21 protein-coding genes are annotated in these 16,712 nt (G+C 70.5%); 13 read left to right on the forward strand and 8 right to left on the reverse strand.

Features of this window, described 5'->3' with window-relative positions:
- The first annotated feature begins 187 nt into the window (after positions 1-187).
- The 7 genes from WA640_RS26980 (at position 188) to WA640_RS27010 (ending at position 4,400) form a co-directional block, all read left to right on the forward strand.
- Positions 188-1,144, forward strand: coding sequence for a family 43 glycosylhydrolase (locus tag WA640_RS26980; protein WP_335991951.1), 957 nt, complete (start codon positions 188-190; stop codon positions 1,142-1,144).
- A gap of 115 nt (positions 1,145-1,259) precedes the next feature.
- Entirely contained in the window at positions 1,260-1,721 is a 462-nt protein-coding gene (locus tag WA640_RS26985) for a hypothetical protein (RefSeq protein ID WP_146147988.1), read from the forward strand.
- A gap of 1 nt (position 1,722) precedes the next feature.
- Positions 1,723-2,049, forward strand: coding sequence for a WXG100 family type VII secretion target (locus tag WA640_RS26990; RefSeq protein ID WP_335991952.1), 327 nt, complete (start codon positions 1,723-1,725; stop codon positions 2,047-2,049).
- A 163-nt stretch (positions 2,050-2,212) separates the two neighbouring features.
- Complete coding sequence (locus tag WA640_RS26995) at positions 2,213-2,707, forward strand: WXG100-like domain-containing protein (protein ID WP_106362994.1); 495 nt, start codon at positions 2,213-2,215, stop codon at positions 2,705-2,707.
- A gap of 1 nt (position 2,708) precedes the next feature.
- Entirely contained in the window at positions 2,709-3,206 is a 498-nt protein-coding gene (locus tag WA640_RS27000; RefSeq protein ID WP_335991953.1) for a hypothetical protein, read from the forward strand.
- 14 nt (positions 3,207-3,220) lie between these two features.
- Complete coding sequence (locus WA640_RS27005) at positions 3,221-3,643, forward strand: hypothetical protein (protein ID WP_335991954.1); 423 nt, start codon at positions 3,221-3,223, stop codon at positions 3,641-3,643.
- Positions 3,644-3,797: 154 nt separating this feature from the next.
- Positions 3,798-4,400: a DUF805 domain-containing protein gene (locus tag WA640_RS27010; RefSeq protein ID WP_335991955.1), complete on the forward strand. Its 603-nt coding sequence runs from the start codon at positions 3,798-3,800 to the stop codon at positions 4,398-4,400.
- A 78-nt stretch (positions 4,401-4,478) separates the two neighbouring features.
- On the opposite strand, the gene WA640_RS27015 is transcribed toward WA640_RS27010, so the two are convergent.
- The 3 genes from WA640_RS27015 to WA640_RS27025 form a co-directional block, all read right to left on the reverse strand.
- Positions 4,479-4,916: an Imm1 family immunity protein gene (locus WA640_RS27015; RefSeq protein WP_335991956.1), complete on the reverse strand. Its 438-nt coding sequence runs from the start codon at positions 4,914-4,916 to the stop codon at positions 4,479-4,481.
- A 21-nt stretch (positions 4,917-4,937) separates the two neighbouring features.
- Complete coding sequence (locus WA640_RS27020) at positions 4,938-5,678, reverse strand: DddA-like double-stranded DNA deaminase toxin (RefSeq protein ID WP_335991957.1); 741 nt, start codon at positions 5,676-5,678, stop codon at positions 4,938-4,940.
- 150 nt (positions 5,679-5,828) lie between these two features.
- Positions 5,829-6,272: a DUF1707 SHOCT-like domain-containing protein gene (locus WA640_RS27025; RefSeq protein WP_181245664.1), complete on the reverse strand. Its 444-nt coding sequence runs from the start codon at positions 6,270-6,272 to the stop codon at positions 5,829-5,831.
- 205 nt (positions 6,273-6,477) lie between these two features.
- Between WA640_RS27025 and WA640_RS27030 the strand changes: the two genes are divergently transcribed.
- Complete coding sequence (locus tag WA640_RS27030) at positions 6,478-7,563, forward strand: NADH-quinone oxidoreductase subunit D (RefSeq protein ID WP_442904851.1); 1,086 nt, start codon at positions 6,478-6,480, stop codon at positions 7,561-7,563.
- 4 nt (positions 7,564-7,567) lie between these two features.
- On the opposite strand, the gene WA640_RS27035 is transcribed toward WA640_RS27030, so the two are convergent.
- The gene (locus WA640_RS27035) at positions 7,568-8,212 is read right to left on the reverse strand and encodes a hypothetical protein (RefSeq protein WP_335991959.1); all 645 of its coding nucleotides are present in this window, start codon (positions 8,210-8,212) and stop codon (positions 7,568-7,570) included.
- A gap of 91 nt (positions 8,213-8,303) precedes the next feature.
- On the opposite strand from WA640_RS27035, the gene WA640_RS27040 reads away from it, so the two are divergent.
- Positions 8,304-9,185, forward strand: a complete 882-nt coding sequence (locus WA640_RS27040) for a sigma-70 family RNA polymerase sigma factor (protein WP_335991960.1) — start codon at positions 8,304-8,306, stop codon at positions 9,183-9,185.
- A gap of 20 nt (positions 9,186-9,205) precedes the next feature.
- A complete protein-coding gene (locus WA640_RS27045) occupies positions 9,206-9,706 on the forward strand; it encodes a carboxymuconolactone decarboxylase family protein (protein WP_335991961.1) in 501 nt (166 codons plus the stop codon).
- Between the two features lie 88 nt (positions 9,707-9,794).
- On the opposite strand, the gene WA640_RS27050 is transcribed toward WA640_RS27045, so the two are convergent.
- The 4 genes from WA640_RS27050 to WA640_RS27065 form a co-directional block, all read right to left on the reverse strand.
- Complete coding sequence (locus WA640_RS27050; RefSeq protein ID WP_106362999.1) at positions 9,795-10,106, reverse strand: DUF1416 domain-containing protein; 312 nt, start codon at positions 10,104-10,106, stop codon at positions 9,795-9,797.
- Between the two features lie 29 nt (positions 10,107-10,135).
- Positions 10,136-10,987 carry a sulfurtransferase gene (locus WA640_RS27055; protein WP_106363000.1) on the reverse strand — a complete coding sequence of 284 codons (852 nt, stop codon included), beginning with the start codon at positions 10,985-10,987 and terminating at the stop codon, positions 10,136-10,138.
- A 441-nt stretch (positions 10,988-11,428) separates the two neighbouring features.
- Positions 11,429-12,151: an LmeA family phospholipid-binding protein gene (locus WA640_RS27060; protein WP_335991962.1), complete on the reverse strand. Its 723-nt coding sequence runs from the start codon at positions 12,149-12,151 to the stop codon at positions 11,429-11,431.
- Positions 12,152-12,200: 49 nt separating this feature from the next.
- A complete protein-coding gene (locus WA640_RS27065) occupies positions 12,201-13,259 on the reverse strand; it encodes a hypothetical protein (protein WP_335991963.1) in 1,059 nt (352 codons plus the stop codon).
- 318 nt (positions 13,260-13,577) lie between these two features.
- On the opposite strand from WA640_RS27065, the gene WA640_RS27070 reads away from it, so the two are divergent.
- From WA640_RS27070 to WA640_RS27080, 3 genes are all read left to right on the forward strand, one after another.
- Positions 13,578-14,300 (forward strand): winged helix-turn-helix transcriptional regulator, encoded by a 723-nt coding sequence (locus WA640_RS27070; RefSeq protein WP_106363003.1) that lies wholly within the window; start codon positions 13,578-13,580, stop codon positions 14,298-14,300.
- Between the two features lie 345 nt (positions 14,301-14,645).
- Complete coding sequence (locus WA640_RS27075; RefSeq protein WP_106363004.1) at positions 14,646-14,963, forward strand: hypothetical protein; 318 nt, start codon at positions 14,646-14,648, stop codon at positions 14,961-14,963.
- 5 nt (positions 14,964-14,968) lie between these two features.
- Positions 14,969-16,582, forward strand: a complete 1,614-nt coding sequence (locus WA640_RS27080; RefSeq protein ID WP_335991964.1) for a hypothetical protein — start codon at positions 14,969-14,971, stop codon at positions 16,580-16,582.
- The last annotated feature ends 130 nt before the right edge of the window (positions 16,583-16,712 follow it).

Consider the following 16,712-nt stretch of genomic DNA (forward strand, 5'->3'; position numbering starts at 1 on the left):
GCTAGGGATGGCGATACGGCCTTCAGCCCTTCATGCGCGCCGGAGCACATGCGGCGGCAGATCGGCGACTCCGGCGCGGGCCGCAAGCCGCGCAGCGGAAGCGGGTTGCGGCAAACGCTTTCTTTGGCTATGTTTCAAGCAGTCAGCCAGGTCCGGCCGAGCGGCCGCCGATTCTCCCGGAGGAACCATGACGACCGGTCCTGCCTCGAACCCCGACGACCTGCGCGCCCCCGCGCCGCTGTTCACCGACCCGGTCTTCGACGGGCCCACCGACCCCACCGTCGTCCACGACCCCGCGACCGGCCTGTGGCACCTGTTCTACACCCAGCGCCGCGCCAACCAGCCCGATGCGGGCGTGGCCTGGGTCCACGGCACCGACATCGGCCACGCCACGAGCCCCGACGGTCGCGAATGGACCTACGCGGGCACCGCCGCCGGACCCGGCTGCGACAACCGCGACACCTGGTGGGCCCCGGAGATCCTGCGCCACGAGGGCCGCTGGCACATGTACGTCACCTACCTCGAAGGGGTGCGCGAGGACTGGACCGGCCCCGCCGAGATCCGCCACTACACCTCCGAGGACCTGGACACCTGGAAGTACGAGTCCACGCTCGACCTCGACTCCGAGCGCGTCATCGACGCGACGGTCCACCGGCTCCCCGACGGCCGGTGGCGCATGTGGTTCAAGGACGAGCGGCGCGGGAGCCACGTCTACGCCGCCGACTCCGACGACCTCTTCACCTGGGCCCCAGCGGGTCCCGCCGTCACCGGCCAGGCCCAGGAGGGCCCCACGGTGTTCGCGCTCGGCGGCGTCTACTGGATGGTCACCGACGGCTGGTCCGGCCTCCTCGTCCACCGCTCCACCGACCTGGAGCACTGGCACCGCCAGCCCGTGCCGCTCCTGGCCGGGCCCGGCCGCCGCGCGTTCGACGAGGCGCTCGGCCACCACGCGATGGCCCTGACGCAGGGCCCCGACGAGGCGTTCCTCTACTACTTCACGCACCCTGGCGGCGGGCGCCGCTCCACCGTCCAGGTGGCCCGGCTGCACGTGCGCGAGGGCTGGCTGCGCTGCGACCGCGACGAGCACTTCGACTACCTCCCCGACCCCGCGAAGACCGCTGCGCTGCGCGGCGGCACGTCCTGAAAGGGGCATGCGGGACGCCCGAAACCGTCCTAACAGGGGCGAAGCGAACTCCTGACACACGGTAAACAAGCTTGTCGAATCCCCTGGTAGGGCGGCACTTTCCGGGGACCCGTTTGTGGCGCGCCCGGTCTATGCTGAAGGCCACACCGAGTCCACTGAGACCCCCGGAGGCGGCATGTTCGGTGAGGACGCGATCGCCCAGCAGCTGGCGGAAGCCCGCTCGGCGCTCGACGAAGTCAGACAGCAGCAGGGCCAGCCGGTCCAGCCCGTCACCGCCGAGGCGGCTGCCGGGCGCATCCAAGTGACCCTCGGCGCGAACGGCCGCGTCGAGAAGTTCCGCTTCCTGGAAGAGCGGGTCCTCAAGGAGGGCACCGAGTTCCTCGAAGTCGAGATCGCCAAGGTCGTCAACGCCGCACTCGACGCCCGCGCGGAGGCCCTGACGGCCGACGTCCCGCCCCCGGACCTGGAGGCGATCGGCGACGCCGTCGCCCAGATCCAGGAGCAGGGCGTGCGCCAGATGCGGGAGATGACCGCGCAGATCAGCGCGGTCATGCAGAAGCTCCAGGGAGGGGCCTGACATGGCCGTCAAGCTCAACCTCGACTCGATCCGCGAAGGCGCGCAGCAGCTCGACTCCGCGACCGAGGCCGTGCAGGGCCTGTTCGACCAGTTCAAATCCTCTGTGGACGGACTGGCGGACTCGTTCGGCGGCGACATGATCGGCAGCCTGCTCGACCTGGCGCACCAGGCCGTCATGGAGGCCATCACCGAGTGCATCACGACGAACATCGAGGACCTCGGCGACTACGCCGAGAACCTGCGGCAGATCGCCGACACCCACGAGGAGAACGACTCGGAGATCGAGCGCCTGTTCAGGGCGATCCTCGCCGAGCTCGGCCGGGGCTGACCCGCCGGGCCGCGTCCCGACCCGCTCCCGCTTTCCCCCCTGACCCTTTCACTCTCTCTTCCCTTCTCTCCCAACGGCCGCCGCACCGGCCCGCATCAACTCCTTCATAACGCTCCGTACCTCGGGCACTGCGCAGTGTCCCCTCCCTTCGAAGGAGCCCTCAGTGGGTTTGCAACTGCCCTCCGAGCTGAGAAGCCTCCTCAGCATGCTCGGCTACGACTGGCCCGAGCCAGACGAGGAGAAGCTCTTCAACCTCGGCAACACCTGGACCGACCTCGCCGACCAGATCGGCGGCGCGATCGACAAGCTCGAAGCCGCCGCGAAGACCGTCATCGACAACAACGTCAGCGACGACATCGCCGCGTTCAAGTCCGAATGGGAGGACGGCGAGTCCGCGGTCCGCAACATCGCGGACATCGGCGAGCCGTCCAACATCATCAGCATCGGCATCATGATCGCCGCGGGCGTCGTGCTCGCCCTCAAGATGCAGATGATCGTCCAGCTCGTGACGCTCGCGATCCAGATCGCGCAGGCCATCGCCACCGCCGTGGCGACGTTCGGGGCGTCCCTGCTGGAGATCCCCATCTTCAAGATGATCACCTCCAAGCTCATCGACATGCTCATCGACATGGCCATCGAGTCGGTGCTCAATGGTTAGGATGCGCACCCGCGCCGCGCGGAAGACCACCGCCAAAGGCGCCAAGATCATCTCCGGACTCATCAGCAACACGCATTTCTTCCGCACGGGGAAAGGCGGCGGCAGCTGGGTCAAGAAGACCGTCTCCAGCGCCGCGAAGAAGACGACCCGGTCGCGGTGGCGCGCGAAAGTCGGAAACGCGCTCAACAACGACTACAAGGGCACGTTCTTCAAGCAGCACCCCAAACTCAAAGGCAAAGTGGTCGTCCACCACGCCATCGAGCAGCAGGTCCTGCGCCGCTACCCCGGACGGTTCAGCGCCGCGGAGATGCACTCGCTCCAGAACCTGCGCGGCATTCCCAAGGGGCAGGTGAACAGCCGAGTCCACCTGAGCCAGATCCGCAAGGAATGGAACCAGTTCTACAAGGACTACCCGAACGCCACCCGCCAGCAGATCCTCGACCATGCGACGAAGGTCGACCTCAAGCTCGGCACGAACTTCAATCCGCCAGTTCCCTAAGTTAGGATGCGCCAATGAGCTACTACCTTCTGGAGCCCGAGGTCGCCGGAGAACTCGGCGAGGGCACGGTCATGGACCTCGACGCGCAGCCGCCCGTCGTGACCAGGCTCCAGTACGTGATCCAGGACTGGCTCGGCGACGAGATCCTGGAGTCGACCCCCTGCTTCGTCGTCACCGAGCACCTGGCCGGCCTCATCGGCGCGGCGGGCCTGTCCGGGTACCGCCTCGCCGACGCCGAAGTGGTCCTCAGCGAGGACGCCGAGGAGCTCGCAGGCGGCCCCGTCGACCTGCCCAAGTGGCAGTGGCTCCAGCTCACCGGCACCGCCGGGGCCGACGACTTCGGGGCGTCCTCGAACGGCAGCCTCGTGGTCTCCCAGCGGGCCCTCGACGTCCTGCGCCAGGGCGCCCTGAACAACTGCGACGTCGAACCGCTGTAGCGGACCGGATCGCGAAGGGGCGGAGGGACCGCGGTTCCTCCGCCCCTGCTGCGTCCCCGGCTCGGAGCGGCCGGCGCCTATGATGACCTGGTAACGACTGAAACGCGGCGTATGCGCAGTACGCATGCGCCGCAACGCGGAAGGACCGCACCCCTTGCACTACTACCTCAACGCGTTCAAGCAGTACGCCGTGTTCACCGGGCGGGCCCGGCGCCAGGAGTACTGGATGTTCGCGCTCTTCCACTTCATCGCCTTCCTGGTGCTGTACGGGCTGGGGCTGTTCTCCGGCTTCGTCCTCGACGGGAGGGTCCCCGACCCGGTGGCCGTGGCGCTCATCATCCCGTTCTTCCTCTACGTCCTCGCCTCGTTCGTGCCCGCGCTCGCGCTGACCATCCGGCGCCTCCACGACACCGGCCGCGAAGGCGCCTGGTTCTTCATGGCGTTCATCCCCTTCGGGGTCGGCGCGGTCTTCATGATGATCTACATGTGCTCCGACGGGAACCCGTTCCAGAACCGCTTCGGCCCCGATCCCAAAGGCCGCCAGGAGATGCCGCCGCCCCAGCCCGGCTACGCGTACGGCTACCAGCCGTACGGGCAGCCCGGATACCCGCAGCAGCCCGCCCCGGCCCAGCCGGGGTACCCGCAGCAGGGCTACCCGCAGCAGGGGTTCCAGCAGCCGGGCCACCCGCCCGCGCCGCACCCGCCCCAGCCCGGCGCCTACCCGCCCCCGCAGCAGCCGCCCGGACCCCGCGTCTAGACGACGCAGGGGCGGCCGGTCGCACCGGCCGCCCCTTTCGCTTGCGCGCCTTGCATTTCCGAGGCGGGCGCGCCTCCCTCAGTGCTCCGTGTCGGTCCACTGCTGCCAGCGGACGTTCGCGGGCAGGGCGCCGTCGAGCTCCCACAGGGCCGCCAGCGCCGCCTTGACCAGGTCCGCGCCGATCTCCGCGTCCGGGGGGAAGAACCGGGCGTTCCCGAAGTCCGAGTAGAAGACCTCGCGGCCGGACGGCTGCTCGCCGCGGGTGTAGAACTCGCCCGCGTCCCCCTGGTAGAGGATCGCGCCGAGGCGCTTGCGCGCGAACACGCCCAGGCCGAGGAGGATGCCGTCGCCGCGGGAGGTCGTGAAGTAGACGGTGGCGTAGCTGTGGTCGAAATCGTCGTCGGCGACCATCGAGTCGACGACCGCGGCGAACTCGGCCGCGGTGCGGGGCCTGAGCGGCTCGCGGACGTGGTCGGGCCGGAACATTACCTTCACGTGCGGGTTCGGGTCTGGCATGTGCTGCTCCTCGGCTCCGGGCTACCAGTCGATGCCCGTGAACGGCGTGCTCTGCGCGACGCCGTTCTGGTCGGTCCAGTGGACGGTCATGGTCTGATCCGGTCTCAGAACATACGGGAGCGTGTCCCGGCACATGGGGCAGGGACCGTCCGGGTTGTTGATGACCAGGTCGAGGTTCTCGCCGCCCTCGCCTTCGGTGCGCGCCAGGTACGCGGCCTTCATCTCGACGTCGGCGCGGTTCCCGAGCTGCGAGTACCCGCGCGGGTGCTCGGACGGGGAGTCCCTGACCGTCTCCTGCACCTCTGGTGCGGGCGGTTGGCGCTGGCCGCGGCTGTCGAACCGGTCGCCGCCGTCGGCGTCGTACGGGTTCTGGACCCGGTTGTCCCCGTTGAGGAGGTACCCGGAGGTGGGGGACTGGAGGGTGGGGTTCCCGTCGGCGTCGGTTCCCGTCCTGGTGAACGTCGGGAGGTCGTTGAACGCCTGGTCGATCGCGGCCTGGTTGGGGCGGCCCGGGGGTGCCGCGCCGGGGTCGGCGGGCGGCGGGGTGCCGGTCGTGGACGGACGGGTGCCGCCGACGCGGGCCGCGTCGATGCGCGACTTGGTCTCGGCGCTGTCGGAGGCGTGCCCGCGTCCGGGGAGGGGGCTGCGGCGGCCGCCGGGGGTGCCGGGCGTATCGGCATCGGAGGAGTGGTGGCGGGTGTGCAGGCCCGCGAGCGCGAACAGTAAGGGGATGAATGACAGCTGGCGGAGCAGTCGCCGCATCGGGTCGCCTCTCGTCCGGTGGACGGGTCATTCCGGACTATAGAGCGATTCCGGACGCGGCGGGGTACGGCGCGGTGACCGATGCGCCTCATTGGGGCGCAAGGGGACCAGCGGGGCCGGATGGCTCCGGGCCCGCGGGGGAGGCGGGGGTCAGAACATGCCGGAGAAGGCCGCCACGACGAAGAGGACGAGGACGACCAGGACGCCGATCGCGATGTAGAGGAACAGCTCCGGGGAGATGATGAAGATCACGAGGCAGGCCGCGGCGGCGATGGCGATGGCGACGCCCGCGATCTTCCACTTGCTGGAGCGCTCGTCGGCGCCGTCGCGGAGCTGCTGGTTGGCCTTCGAGAGGGACTCGGGGCGCATCACGCGGGTCGGCTCCATCGACGCCTCCTCGAACCCGGGGGGCGGGAGCTGGCGGAGGTCGGAGATGAGGACGTCGAGCTCGGAGTAGACGCGGGCGCGCATCGCGGCGTCGACGCGGTCCTGGTACTCCGGTACGTCCAGGCGGCCCTCCTCCACCGCCTGACGCAGGCGCTCCATGACGACCTGCCGGTCGCTCTCCGAGGCGCGCATCTGATCGCGGTCCATTCGGCCACACCTCCAATGTCGGATGCTCCGTCTAGGATGCCAGGGCCCGGCAACACGCCGCCACGCCGAGTGGCGGCGCCCTGCCAACCTATGGCATCGCGGCCGCGTCGCGGCTCCTCTTCCCGAACCGGGAGGAAACTGCGACGATGAGGGGGTGAGCGAACAGCTGATCGTCGGCGTCGGTGCCGCCACCGAAACGGCCGACATGGTGCTCAACATCGGCCCGCAGCACCCCTCCACGCACGGGGTGCTCCGGCTCAAGCTGCGGGTGGACGGCGAACGCGTCACCGAATGCGAGCCGATCGTCGGCTACATGCACCGCGGCGCCGAGAAGCTCTACGAGGTACGCGACTTCCGGCAGATCATGCTGCTCGCCAACCGGCACGACTGGCTGTCCGCGTTCTCCTCCGAACTCGGGGTCGCCCTCGCCGCCGAGCGACTCGCCGGGATCGAGGTCCCCGAGCGCGCCGTGTGGCTGCGCATGGCGCTCGCCGAGATGAACCGGATCCTCAACCACCTCATGTTCCTCGGGTCCTACCCCCTGGAGATCGGCGCGATCACCCCGATGTTCTATGCGTTCACCGAACGCGAGCGCATCCAGGCGGTCATGGAGGAGGCCAGCGGCGGCCGCGTCCACTACATGTACAACTGCGTCGGCGGCCTCAAGCAGGACGTGCCCGACGGCTGGGAGGACCGCGCCCGCCGCGCCGTCGACGACGTCGAGACCGGCATGGCCCGCCTCGACAAGCTCCTGCGGCACAACGAGATCTTTGCCGCCCGGACCAAGGGCGTCGGCGTCCTCGACGCCGCCGCCGCTGCCGCGTTCGGCGTCACCGGGCCCGTCGCCCGCGCCTCCGGCCTCGACTTCGACCTGCGCCGCGACGAGCCCTACCTCGCGTACGGCGACCTCGACGTGCCCGTCGTGACCCGCACCGAAGGCGACTGCCACGCGCGCTTCCTCTGCCTCATGGACCAGGTGTACGCCTCGATCGAACTCGCCCGGACCTGCCTCGACCGCGCCGCCGCCGTCCCCGGGCCCGTCAACACGAAGCTCCCGAAGATCTTCAAGCCCCCGGCCGGCGAGACCTACGTGTGGACCGAGAACCCGCTGGGCGCCAACGGCTACTACCTCGTCAGCCGCGGCGAGAAGACCCCCTACCGGCTCAAGCTCCGCACCGCGTCCTACGCGAACGTGCAGGCCCTCGCCACCCTCATGACCGGCTGCCTCATCCCCGACATGATCGCCATCCTCGGCTCCATGTTCTTCGTCGTCGGCGACATCGACAAATAGCCGCCTACGCGCAGCCGCCCGTCGTCTCGTGGACGCGGAGCGGCTCGGCCTCGACCGCCTCCGTCCAGCTGGCGAGCTCCCCGCCGCCCGGGCAGGGGACCGCGCCGTACTCCCATTCGGGGGTCGCGCCCGCGGGCGGGTCCGGGGCGTAGGCGGCGACGCCGCCGTCGAGGGGGCGGCAGCCCGTGGTCGCCTGCACGGTGACCGGCTCGGACCAGCGGCCGCCCGGAGGGTCGGGGACCTCCGCGGTCACGCGGAGGCTGATGTAGCCGTCGGCGTCGCCGAACCACACGGCCGCATCCGAATCCGAGGACGGTTCGAGGCCGAACCGGTCGGCGAGCGCCTCGACCTGGTCGACCGTCGCCCCCGAGATCTGGAGCGTCCGCGACAGCGACGCCCCCGGGCGCACCGGCGTCACCTCGCAGTCCTCCACGCCCAGCGGCCCCGCCGCGAGGACCGCCGCGCCCGTCACCGAAGCGGCCGCCTCGCCCAGGGCCGCGTCCATGACCGCGCGGGCCTGCGCGGCGTCCACCTGCTCGCGGACCGTCGCCCGCGTCCCCGCGAACGCGGCCGCGAACAGCAGCAGCGCCCACACCACGACCGCGACGCGCAGGCGGCGGCGCCAGCGCGCCGAGACGTTCGAGAACACGGGACACAGTCTGCCCTACCCGATCCGCGAGACAACCGTCACAATCAGCGATCCGGTGTCACACTCTTGAACCATGCCCCGTCCTCCCGACATGAACCGACCGGAATCCGCCGCAGCACTCTTCGAAGAACTGCGACCGCGCCTCGTCGGCGTCGCGTACGGACTCCTCGGCTCCGTCAGCGAAGCCGAGGACGTCGTCCAGGACGCCTGGATGCGATTGCAGCGCACCGACGCCGACGCCATCGACGACCTCACCGGCTGGCTCGTCACCACCACGTCCCGCCTCGCCCTCGACGTCCTGCGCTCCGCACGCGTCCGCCGCGAGGCCTACGTGGGCCCGTGGCTGCCCGAACCCGTCGAGACCGCCCCCGACCCCGCCGACAGCGTCAGCCTCGCCGACTCCCTGTCCTGGGCGATGCTCGTCGTCCTCGAAACGCTCAGCCCCGCCGAACGCGCCGCATTCGTCCTCCACGACGTCTTCGGCCTCACCTTCGACGAGGTCGCCGAGACCCTCGGCCGCACCCCCGCCGGCTGCCGCAAACTCGCCAGCCGCGCCCGCGAGCACGTCGAGCGCCGCCAGCCCCGCTTCGACGTCGACCCCGACGAGCACCGCCACGTCGTCGAGGCGTTCTCCCGCGCCGTCACCTCCGGCGACATCGAGGGCCTCACCGCCCTCCTCGACCCCGACGCGGTCCTCACCTCCGACGGCGGCGGCGTCGTCCGCGCCGCCCGCAACCCCGTCCGCGGCGCCGACAAGATCGCCCGCTTCCTCACCGGCGTCACCCTGCGCTACGACGACTTCCACCACCGCGTCACCACCGTCAACGGCGGCCCCGCCCTCCTCACCGTCGTCGGCGGCGAAGTCGGCGGCATCACCCTCCTCGGCATCGCCGACGGCCGCATCGTCGCCGTCGACATGGTCCGCAACCCCGACAAGCTCACCGGAATCCACGAAGTCCACCGGCCCCGCTAGGCCCCGCAGGAAGGAACACCATGGAAGCCCGACTCGCCTTCACCGACACCGAGTTCGCCAAGGCCTACTACAAGAACATGCTCGCCAACGAGAAGCTGTTCCACACCGCCTCCACCGTCCCGCACCGCACCATGGAGCTCGTGAAGCTGCGCGCCAGCCAGATCAACGGCTGCGGCTTCTGCACCGACATGCACTTCAAGGACGCCGTGCACGCCGGAGACGACCCCGAGCGCCTCAACCTCGTCCCCGTCTGGCGCGAAGCGCCCGCCTTCGACGACGCCGAACGGGCCGCGCTGGCCCTCGCGGAGGAGTCGGCGCGCCTCGCCGACAACCCGCACGGCGTCAGCGACGAGACCTGGGCGGCGGTGCGCAAGCACTACGACGACGAGCAGATCGCGGCCCTCGTCGCGATGTGCGCGCAGATCAACGCCTGGAACCGCGTCAACGTCATCCTCCGCACCCCCGCCGGGTTCTACGACCCGGCGACGAAGACGGCCCGCTACAAGGAACTCCAGAAGTAACGCCCCGCCGGGACGTGAAAAGGGCCCGGACACGAACGTGTCCGGGCCCTTCCTGACTGGGATACGAGCTGAATCGCCCCGGTCGGTACTAGCGGCTGACGGCGAGCTTCGTCTCGTTGACGCCGCGGGCGGCCTCGATCTCGCCGGTGGCGTCGCCGTAGCGCGAGAGCGCGCGGAGCGTCCACTTGCCGGGGGCGGCGAAGAAGCGGAACTGGCCGCCCTCGCCGGTGACGACCTCGGCGGTGAACTCGCCGGTGCCGTCGAGGAGGCGCACGTACGCGCCCTGGACCAGTTCGCCCTCGTCGTTCACGACCGTGCCGCTGAGCACGGTCTCCTTTTCGAGGTCCACGGACGCCGGCAGGGCCAGGTCCTGGTCGGGTGCAGCGCAGCTGTCAGACATGGATCTTCCTTTCCGTACCGTCGCCGGTGCTACTTGGTGCCGGGCTCGTCGCCCAGCGCGATCGGGACGCCCACGAGGGAGCCGTACTCGGTCCAGGAGCCGTCGTAGTTCTTGACGTCGGTGTAGCCGAGGAGCTCGCGGAGCGCGAACCAGGTGTGGCTGGAGCGCTCGCCGATGCGGCAGTAGGCGATCGTCGACTTGGACTCGTCGAGGCCGGCCTCGCCGACGTAGAGCTCGCGGAGCTCGTCCTCGGACTTGAAGGTGCCGTCCTCGTTCGCGGCCTTGGACCACGGGACGCTCAGCGCGGTCGGGATGTGGCCGGCGCGCTGGGACTGCTCCTGCGGGAGGTGGGCCGGGGCCAGGAGGCGGCCGGCGTACTCGTCGGGGGAGCGGACGTCGATGAGGTTCTTGACGCCGATGGCGGCCTCGACCTCGTCGCGCTTGGCGCGCAGGCCCCAGTCGAGCGGCTTGGCGACGTACTCGGTGGCTTCGCGCTTGGGCACCTCGGTGACGACGTCGCGGGCGTCGAGCTCCCACTTCTTGCGGCCGCCGTCGAGGAGCTTCACGGACTCGTGGCCGTAGAGCTTGAAGTACCAGTACGCGTAGGCCGCGAACCAGTTGTTGTTGCCGCCGTAGAGGACGACGGTGTCGTCGTTGGCGATGCCGCGCTCCGAGAGGAGCTGCGAGAACTGCTCCTGGTTGACGAAGTCGCGGCGGACCGGGTCCTGGAGGTCGTCCTTCCAGTCGATCTTGACGGCGCCCTTGATGTGGCCGCTGTCGTAGGCGGAGGTGTCCTCGTCGACTTCGACGAACACCACTCCGGGGGTGTCGAGGTTCGCTTCCGCCCAATCGGCGGTCACCAGCACGTCTTCACGGGCCATGGCTGTTCTCTCCTGAACGTAGAAAGGAATGGTTTCGGTATCCGACTGTTTCCGAGTTCGAGAGGGCCCGGCGGGCGGTGCTGAGAAGCCGTTCGCGACGGCGAGCAGGGTGATCCAGGGGATCGTCAGTCCTGGGATCGAGACCGGTTCCGGCCGCGCCGGAAGGCGCGGGTCATGGAACCTTGGGATGCAAGCCTTGCTCTTGGATGTCACGCACGCTGGGCCGCAATGCGGCGACTGCCGTCGGCCTCCGGGGCCGGGCGAGTCGCCTAAGGCATTCGACAGAGCGTGGCCGCGATCATGCAGTAGTCGATCGCGCGCCGCTTCGTGAGCATCGGCTTGCGCATGGGCAGAACGCTAGCAGACTTGCCGGGCCGAATCCACCGCCGTTCTCGCGATGCGGACCGCGGACGGCACGAAAAGCGAGCGGGCGGTCACCGGTCAGGTGAGGACGACGTCCTCGGCGGACGCAGAGACGGCGACGGCGTCGCCCTCGAACGCGATCTCCGCGAGCGTGATCCCGTACGGCAGCTCGGGGAGCTCGACGGTGGAGGTGAGCTGGGACGCGAACTGGTCGACGAGCGGCTGCACGGACTGCGGGAGGCCCTGCGTGAGCGACTCCACGGCGTCGGGCGTGAAGGAGATGGCGTCGTCGCTCACTTCGACGGTGCCGGTCGCCTGGAGGTCGACGCTCATGCCGCCGAGCTCCTCGGTCGCGGTGAGGGTGGCGTTGCCGTCGCGGTCGATCTCCAGGTCCCAGCCGGTCTGCTCGGCCAGGAGCGCCTCGATCGAGTCGATGGAGATGGTGCCGTCGACGTCGAGGGTCCCGGCGACCGCGTCGCCGCCGTCGGCGAGCTCGCGCCAGTCCGCCTCGACGTCGCGGGCGGTCATCGCCAGTTCGGGGAAGACGAGCCCGTTCGCGCCGACGTCCTTGAGGGTGATGTCGATCTGCTCGAAGTCGCCGGTCCACGCCTGGGTGGCGAAGGGCCAGCCGTGGATCGTCACGTCGGGGCGCTGCTCGGAGTAGGCGCCGTGGTCGGCGGCGGTGGCCGCGACCTCGGTGGCGATGCGGCGCTCGGCGACGGCGTTCGCGACCCGGTCGCCGAGGGCGACGAGCGCGGCGGCGATGACGAGGGTGATCAGGAGGCGGCGGAGGATCTTCACCAGGGGGCTCCAGGGAGTCTCGGGGTGCGTGCGGCGCGAGGGGTGTGCGTCAGTCGATCATGTAGTAGGCGCTGAGGAGGTACACCACGGGGCCCGTGACGGCGAACGCCAGGAGCGGGCCCGCGGCGCTGACCACCGGGTTCGGGGCGGTCCCGGCGCCGTCGATGCGCCGCGACGCCGACAGGTACCCGCACGCGAGGTCCGACAGGACCGCGATGAGCGCGACGAGGAGCCCGCCGATCGCGGCGTGCTTCGGGTCGGGGCCCTCGATGACGAGCCCGGCGTACGCGGCCGAGGCGGTGCCGCACATGGTGCCGATGACGATCCCGAACGCGCCGCGGGTGACCTGGCGGTTGATGCGCGGGTCGGGCATGACGAGGTCGACGGCGCGGGCGGCGAGGACCGCGGTCCCGGCGGCGACGACCGCGGAGTACATGGCGGGCGGCGCGGAGCCCAGGCGGGACAGGGCGATGTAGCAGGCGTACCCGCAGACGGCGACGCACAGGACCATCGTGAAGCCGAGGCTCTCGGTGACCCCTTCGTGGGTGCGGCGCACGAGCTGCCCGGCGACGGCCGCGCCGAACGCGAGCGCGAGGAGCACGGTGACCGGCAGGAGCGACACGGGCGTCCAGGTGACGGCGACCCAGTCGGCGGCCACGGCGAGGAGCGACGCGACGGCGATCGTCACCCACGCGCCGTCGATCTTGCGGACCCACGTGACGAGGACGACGGTGGCGATCTGGAGGACCGCGATCCCGGCGGCGTAGACGGGGCGCTCCATCTGCGCGCCGAGGACGAGCCCGGCCGCGACGACGACGACCACGGCGACCGCGGGGAGGCGGTGCAGCAGCGGCGGGGTGGGCGGCGGGAGCGTGTGGTCCTCGCGGCCGTCGGCCCCGGCGGCCCGGTAGGCGCCGGTGTCCGCGGAGGGGCGGCGGGGCGCGGGGCGGCGGGAGGCCGCCTTGCGGGACGCGGCGGGGCCCGAGCCCGTCCCGCGGGGGGCCCGCGGCTCCTCGGGGTACGTCTCGCCCCAGGCGGGGCCCTCGGCGGGCCGGGCCGCCTCGGGGGGTTCGTGGCCCCAGGTCTCGTCGGGTCGGCTGTACGACACGGACACAGCCTACGGCAAGGCCCTTGTGCACCGTTCACCTTCGATGGGCGGTCCGTCCGGTGTCCCGCGCGCCACCCGCGCGGGTGACGGGTACGGGGCGGGGCGTGAGCGGCGCGTGTCGGCGCGGTGAACGGCGGTTTGCCGGCTCCTCGCCGCAATGCGTCCCGAATAGTGAAGTCACACAGTCGTGACGCTGGTCATTCGGCCGGTGACCGTTTACACTCGGACAGGACTCCACCTACCGCATGTAAGCCCACCCGTCGCCGAAGCCGGGAAGTGCGATATTCGCGTGTGCTCACCTACCAGCGGAGGACTGCCTTGGAAATCCTGATCCTCACTTCCAACCCCGTGCCGGAGTCCCCAGAGTCCATCCTGCCGTCCCTGGAGCTGCTGCCGCACCGCGCGCGGTACGCGGGCCGGGACGTGCGGGCGCTGCTGAGCGGGCCGAGCCCCGACGCGGTCATGGTCGACGCCCGGTCCGACCTCGCCGACGCCCGCGCCACCTGCCGCGTCCTCCAGGCCACCGGCCTCACCGTGCCGCTCCTCGCGATCGTCACCGAGGCGGGCCTGGCCGCGCTCCAGGCCGACTGGGGCGTCGACGACTTCCTGCTCGCCTCGGCCGGCCCGGCGGAGGTCGAGGCGCGCCTGCGGCTGACCACCGGGAAGCCCAACGCGGCCACGGCCGCCGGGCCCGCGGTGATCCGCGCCGGGGACCTCACGGTCGACCCGGACACGTACGCCGCGAAGCTCAAGGGCGCCCCGCTCGACCTGACGTACAAGGAGTTCGAGCTGCTGCGGTTCCTCGCCCAGCATCCCGGGCGCGTGTTCACCCGCGAGCAGCTGCTGCGGGAGGTGTGGGGCTACGACTACTTCGGCGGCACCCGCACCGTCGACGTCCACGTGCGGCGCCTGCGCGCGAAGCTCGGCTCGGAGTACGAGTCGATGATCGGCACGGTGCGGCAGGTCGGCTACAAGTTCGTGGCGCCGCCGCCGGAGAACCTCCGCGAGTCCGAGCCGCTCCCCGAGCGGGTCGACGCCTAAGGGCCGCTTGGCATTCGTTCCCCGTTCACTCAGGTGGCGGGAGGGGCGGCCCCGCAGTGCGGGGCCGCCTTTTGCTTTAGTTTCCACAGTTGACAGTGGGGCTGGAGTTCCCACCGGTCCAGGAGTTGCTTCCGGAATCCCGTGCGGCCGTGCGCATTCGCCCCTTCCGGGTGAACACTCTCCCGGAGTCGTGCCAAACAGGAATATTAACTGAAGAAAAGTCCGGCAGAGATCCGTCCTTAACGGACAATTCCGGCAACAGAGCGTACCCGTGGCGTGGCACTCGGTGGATAGAATTGAGTTCGCTTTGGACTCAAACCCTCGTCCCCCTTGGAGTGTGACCCCGTGTCCGATCGCTCCGTCGACCCCGACGCCCTCGCCGAGTTCCGCGAGGCCGCGCAGGGCCGCTTGGATTTCCTCGAAACACTGATCGAACGGCTGCGGCACGGCAACGAACTCGGCGTGGAACCCGGCTTCGGGCTCCTCGACTCCGGCCAGACCGCCCGCGAGATGTACCGCGACTTCCACCGACAGACCTGGTCCAACCTGCAGGACCTCCGATCCGACCTGGCCGGCATCATCGCCACCGTCGACGGCGTCGCCGAGCGCGCCGCCGACACCGACGCGAACTCGGCCGCCGACCTGTCGCGAAGCGAGGACTGACCGCCATGCCAGACACCCAGACCAGCGGCGACACCGGCCGCGACGACGACCGCACCGACGAAGAGTTCGACGAGCGCGACGACGACCAGGACGACCGCGACGACGACCGCGAAGACGACGACCGCGACGACGATGACGACGGCGACCACGCCAGCCGGGACCGCGACGAGCACCCGCGCGGACCCCGCGAGGAGTACGAGAACAACGCGCCCGACGACTCCACCGTCGTCGAATACCAGCGGCGCGACGCCGACGCGCTGTTCCTCTCCGGCGAGCCGTGCGGCTACGCCAACTGCCAGAACCTCTACAACGAGGCCGAGGCCGCCTGGATCAAGCTCGTCTCCGCCATCCCCATCGCCGGGCAGGTCCAGATGCTGACCGTCGAGACCAAGGGCACGCCCGCGCCGAGCCAGCAGTCCATCCGCAACCTGGTCGCCGAGGTCCGCCCCGACGACCCCGACAAGTACGCGCTCCGCTCCGTCAGCGAGCACTGGCAGCAGTTCAAGACCGACTTCGACACCGACCCGGCCACCGGGATCGGCCCGACCCTGAAGTCCGCGCTGCGCACGCTCTCGGAGACCTGGAAGGGCACCGACTTCGACGCGTTCGCCGAGCAGGTCGAGATCGTGCTCGCCAACTGCGCCTCGGTGTGCGACGACATCGGCGACGCCACCACCGGCGCCGTCGGTCTCCTGGAGCAGAAGGCCGACGAGTTCTTCGGCCTCCAGGGCGGCGACTCCGGAGAGCTGCCGTACCCGGCGCCGCTCTACTGGATCTCCGACATGGAGTCGATGTTCACCGACCCGCTCGTCCACGTGCGCCCGCCGTTCCGCTCCGGATGGTGCGACGTCACCGCCGGATGCGACAACGACGGCGGCCTCATCGGCGCGCTCCTGGAACTCGGCGGATTCGAGAAGGACTACGTCTCCGAAGTCCAGGACTACGTCGAGAACCAGACCGACTACTACATGCGCAAGCACAAGAACGACGAGCCGCCGATCACCGAGGAGCAGGCGCGCTCCTGGGCGCAGGCCGACGCGAACAGCAACATCACCGCCGACGTCAACGCCGGGATCGACGACTACAACTCGCGCTCGCAGATCGCCAACGAGGACGTCGTGAACCGCTGGGAGAACGCCGAGGAATCGGCGTCGACCTTCCAGCCCGAGGCGTACCCGTCGAGCCCGTCGACGTTCCGCGACTCCTCCGACATGCTCGCCGACTCCTACGGGGGCCTCGACGCCGGCAGCGGCGGCCTCGAAGCGGGCGGCGCCATGTCCGACGGCGGCGGCCTCGAACCGCCCGGCGGCGGAGGCGGCGGCGTCTCGGGCGGTCTCGCCTCCGGCGGGGGCGGCCTCGGCGGCTCCACGCTCGGCAGCGGCGGGTCCTTCCCCGTCGGCGCGGCCTCCGCGACCGGCGCGGGCGCCGTCGGCAACACCGCCGCGGGCCTCGGCGGCACCGGCGGCGGCATGGGCGGCATGATGGGCGCCGGCGGCGGCATGGGAGGCCGCGGCATGGGCGGCGACCAGGAAGCCGAAGGCGAGCACAAGGACTGGCTCGAAGAGGACGAGGAGATCTGGGGCATCATCCGCGATGCCGAAGAGGACCCCTACGCCTAGCCGGTCGCGAACACGACGAGGCGCCCCGGAGCGGAAGCTCCGGGGCGCCTTTCGACTCCCGGCCCCCGGACACCGAACAGGGCGCCCGCCGCGGTCGCGGCGGGCGCCCTGAACCCTTCAGATACTCAGG

It is taken from the genome of Glycomyces sp. MUSA5-2, assembly GCF_037034145.1.
Classification (GTDB): domain Bacteria; phylum Actinomycetota; class Actinomycetes; order Mycobacteriales; family Micromonosporaceae; genus Glycomyces; species Glycomyces artemisiae.

Excerpts from the sequence above, each read along its gene's own strand:
- WA640_RS26980 (WP_335991951.1), top strand. The coding sequence starts at position 188 with ATGACGACCGGTCCTGCCTCGAACCCCGACGACCTGCGCGCCCCCGCG.
- WA640_RS26990 (WP_335991952.1), top strand. The coding sequence starts at position 1,723 with ATGGCCGTCAAGCTCAACCTCGACTCGATCCGCGAAGGCGCGCAGCAG.
- WA640_RS27000 (WP_335991953.1), top strand. The coding sequence starts at position 2,709 with ATGCGCACCCGCGCCGCGCGGAAGACCACCGCCAAAGGCGCCAAGATC.
- WA640_RS27005 (WP_335991954.1), top strand. The coding sequence starts at position 3,221 with ATGAGCTACTACCTTCTGGAGCCCGAGGTCGCCGGAGAACTCGGCGAG.
- WA640_RS27015 (WP_335991956.1), bottom strand. The coding sequence starts at position 4,916 with ATGCCAGACCCGAACCCGCACGTGAAGGTAATGTTCCGGCCCGACCAC.
- WA640_RS27020 (WP_335991957.1), bottom strand. The coding sequence starts at position 5,678 with ATGCGGCGACTGCTCCGCCAGCTGTCATTCATCCCCTTACTGTTCGCG.
- WA640_RS27025 (WP_181245664.1), bottom strand. The coding sequence starts at position 6,272 with ATGGACCGCGATCAGATGCGCGCCTCGGAGAGCGACCGGCAGGTCGTC.
- WA640_RS27030 (WP_442904851.1), top strand. The coding sequence starts at position 6,478 with ATGGTGCTCAACATCGGCCCGCAGCACCCCTCCACGCACGGGGTGCTC.
- WA640_RS27040 (WP_335991960.1), top strand. The coding sequence starts at position 8,304 with ATGAACCGACCGGAATCCGCCGCAGCACTCTTCGAAGAACTGCGACCG.
- WA640_RS27045 (WP_335991961.1), top strand. The coding sequence starts at position 9,206 with ATGGAAGCCCGACTCGCCTTCACCGACACCGAGTTCGCCAAGGCCTAC.
- WA640_RS27050 (WP_106362999.1), bottom strand. The coding sequence starts at position 10,106 with ATGTCTGACAGCTGCGCTGCACCCGACCAGGACCTGGCCCTGCCGGCG.
- WA640_RS27055 (WP_106363000.1), bottom strand. The coding sequence starts at position 10,987 with ATGGCCCGTGAAGACGTGCTGGTGACCGCCGATTGGGCGGAAGCGAAC.
- WA640_RS27080 (WP_335991964.1), top strand. The coding sequence starts at position 14,969 with ATGCCAGACACCCAGACCAGCGGCGACACCGGCCGCGACGACGACCGC.